The organism is Verrucomicrobiales bacterium (assembly GCA_016793885.1).
Classification (GTDB): domain Bacteria; phylum Verrucomicrobiota; class Verrucomicrobiia; order Limisphaerales; family UBA11320; genus UBA11320.
The window spans coordinates 1-3,415 of record JAEUHE010000105.1 but is presented as its reverse complement, the minus strand read 5'-3'; the positions used below and the strand labels follow the sequence as shown (position 1 = coordinate 3,415).

Annotated in this window: 2 protein-coding genes; both read left to right on the top strand. The window is 58.0% G+C overall.

From position 1 onward, the window contains the following. Positions 1 to 1,402: 1,402 nt before the first annotated feature. Positions 1,403 to 1,981, top strand: a complete 579-nt coding sequence (locus JNN07_12365) for a M50 family metallopeptidase (protein MBL9168528.1) — start codon at positions 1,403 to 1,405, stop codon at positions 1,979 to 1,981. A gap of 554 nt (positions 1,982 to 2,535) precedes the next feature. Beyond that, complete coding sequence (locus JNN07_12360; protein ID MBL9168527.1) at positions 2,536 to 3,003, top strand: hypothetical protein; 468 nt, start codon at positions 2,536 to 2,538, stop codon at positions 3,001 to 3,003. The last annotated feature ends 412 nt before the right edge of the window (positions 3,004 to 3,415 follow it).

Genomic DNA, 3,415 nt, shown 5'->3' with positions numbered 1-3,415 from the left:
CATGCGGTTGCGCAGCAGGTTTTTGCGAAAACCGAGGCGTGAGGAGCGAGCGTATTGAGCGAAATACGTAAGCGACGAACAACGAAGGATTTCGCAAAAAAATCAAGCAAACGCGTGCTGAACGACTGCATGGATTGGGCTGTAGGAGCCGCCGTGAGAAGGCTTCCCCCACCGGAACCGGACTCCCGATAATCTCACACGAAGCCACAAAGGTCCCGATGGGAAGAGGCCCGAGGTTTAAACCGCAAGGGACGCAAAGGACGCGATGAGGAATCGAAGGAAGGACAAAAACGGAGTTCTTCTTTTCGCTGCAGACATAGCGTCCTTTGCGTCCATTGCAGTTAAATAGTCCTCGGAATAGTATTCCGTGGGCAACCCAATCCCCTTCGGCTTTTGCCCGCACATCCAGCGCAGCATCCCTCATTTTCAACGACTTCCACCTCGACTTTTGATCATTCGCGGGGTAGCTTAGCCACGCGAAACAAAGACCGAGGAATGTGGTATCCCCAAGGTAGGACGAGTGATTGCGGGGCGGTGTCTTGGGGAGTCGGCGAGAGCGTAGCGGGTGAAGGAGCAGATCACGGTGAAAGGGGCATCGGAGAGTGCCAACTACGAAATGGGGTTAGCGTTCATCCGAACCCCACGGGCGGCAGCCTTTCTCGATTTTTCTCACACAGAGGCCGCAGAGGTCACGGAGGGGATTGCACGTTGCGAATTGTTCTTGGTTCCCAGACGGAGCAGCGTATCACTCAGGATGCCAGGTACCCGGAACCCGTAGGGTTCCCAGACATTAGCCGGGCGATCGCACATCCCCGGAGCGTGGGATTTGATCTCGGAGCACCCCGTAGGGCGTGCCACATTCTGCCGTTAATAGATAATTCGGCGATCCTGTGGCTACTAACCAGGAAACCAGCCAATCACGACGCAATGTACCTTCCAATAAATAATAACGACGCGATACTCCGGCCGTTAGTAGATAAACTGGCACGGGGGGCTGCCGTTCAAGAACAATGTTGGGCAAACCAGTATGTCGTGGAATGACAGGTCCCCGAGGTGGCATGGCGACAAGCGGCCCCGTGTCGAACCCACAAAGCTTGGCATCCAGGGCCAGGAGTATGCTCGAGTGCTTTATGGTGCGGGCGAGGGTGATCCTGATAGTCCGACGTGTGATGATTGTGGTGCGAAGCGCGGCAGACTTCATCTCATCGGCTGCGATCTCGAGCTGTGTCCACGATGCGGTGGCCAAGCAATTACTTGTGATTGCTTTTATGATGATGACTGAGACCAGGAACAAAAGGCCCAACCAGGCATCTGCAGGCAACGGCGCGGTCGCGTCTGGATTTCATGCTGCACACCACAGGCGCGCCGTACCTGAGATGCAGCGTTAGATCCGACCAAAGCCTTGCACCGTGTATCACAGTTTGCGTTGATAGCTTCCTACGTCTGCTTCTGCTGGCTGGCGTTCATGGCTGTTCATGAGTTCGGGCATGTGGTCGCCGCATGGCTAACTGGTGGGAGCGTGGCTTCTGTATTACTGCACCCGCTCCGGATTTCATGGACCAGCCTCTCCGACAACCCGCACCCCCAGGTTGTGGCTTGGGGAGGGCCTGGATTAGGAGTTGGGATCCCCCTGCTGTTCTGCGTTCTCGGAAAGTATCTGCGATTGCCGCTTTATTTCCTGGTCCGGTTCTTCGCAGGTTTCTGTCTGGTTGCCAATGGATTGTATCTCGTCGTCGATTCGTTTGGCCGAGAGGGGGATGGGGGGACGCTCATTCGCACGGGAGCATCGCCGTGGAGTCTGGTTCTTTTTGGCTTGGTCACTATACCAGTCGGTTTTCGATTGTGGCACGGGCTTGGGCCTGACTTCGGCCTCGGTCGGGCTGCTGGGCGCGTCAGCTCACGCGCTCTTGTGGTATCGATCACATTACTCACCACAATCGTATTGGTTGAGCTTGCATTCAGCCCTTCGGGAACCCATTGACCCCCGGATCTAACCAGGGCGGTCCACGCGAACCTCGACTCGGAGTCGAGGTCGCTGACCTCTTGACGTTCGGCGGCTTTGAGATTCATATGATTACTCAGCCACTCTTGCGGTGCGCGGGGTCATTCATAGTTTGTGCTGCCAGCATCTATGTCCTTCACTACTGCAATTGGAGGCTGTCTCGCAGCGGTGGGAGTGTTGGCGTAGATGTGATCATAATTGGGTATGGGGTTACTAGCGGATGCCTCATCGGATCCGGTGTTCTTGCCTGGCTTGGACGGTCGGGACGAGGTTGGAGCCGTTGGCTTTCCTGGGCAACCTGCCTCCTCGCTCTACTCGCGTGTGTTTGCTGGATGTGGATTCATCTTTCAGGAGTGGTTGTTCCCTATCCTAGGCACGCCGATTTGCGGTCAGCCGAACAGCCCACTCGATCCAACATCCCTTAGTCTCCGAGTTTTTCACATGATCACCGTTCCTACATTCCTGGTTTCGTCCGAGTTGGCTCTCGGTCGGCGGGCTGTGGCTCAGTGGTGTCGTTCGGCGCTCGCCACAGAATGAGCGATCCGGATACAGTCCTTGAGAGGTTCGACCGAGCAAGTCGTGCGTGGGGGCAGGACTGCCATCGCGATCCCTCCGTGTGGCACCGCCCTGACGTTGCAGAGTTTTCTACACTTCGGGCCTTACTCACGGTGCACGCTGAGGCGGGCAACTTGGGCTGTCAGTACGCGCTTGCGACGATTTGTTGGTTGGGACTCTGCTGCGAGAGCGAAGCCGACCAGCGCGAGAGTCAGGAAGCGGCGATGCGCGAGGCAACACACTGGTGGGTTGCGGCCGCCTCCCAGGGCTACTGGCCGGCGCTCGACAATCTGATCTCTCAAGGAGTGGGGCCAGAGGCTGAGCGAGCACGCATCGCATTCCGTGAGGTGGAGCGCGAGCGGGCCGATTTGATTGGCCGATCGCATGATATGCCCGTGTACGGCCCCAACTTCATTCAAGAGGTGGGCCGGAGGTTGTATGGTTGAGCTGACACACGCATCGCCGAACAAGCCAGCGGCAGGCAACAGCGCGGTCGCGTCTCGGTTTCATTCCGCAGCCCACAGGCGCGCTGTGCCTGCGCTGCGACGTTAGGCGGCTATGACATCCATCGAGATCCATGATTGGCGGGATGAGCCCAGCGCCTCGCACCCCTGGGCAGCTCATGCGAAATCAGAACTTCGCAGACGGCTCCGGCGAGGAGTTCAGGGGTCACCTGCTCAGGTCCGGGGGCTGGCTCGCCGGATATGCGATCGTGAGAGGGTGAGGTTGGACGCCGTTCAGGATGAGGCAGTCGCCGGCATCTGCCAGATCCTCGAGGCCATGGGCGCAGACTTCCGGGTGTGTCTCGATCAGACCGACGTGCCTAGTGCGCTTGCAGGTTGGCCGAGACGGGGTCCG

Bases quoted from the DNA above. Each gene is read 5' to 3' on its own strand.
- JNN07_12360 (MBL9168527.1), top strand. From the start codon at position 2,536: ATGAGCGATCCGGATACAGTCCTTGAGAGGTTCGACCGAGCAAGTCGT.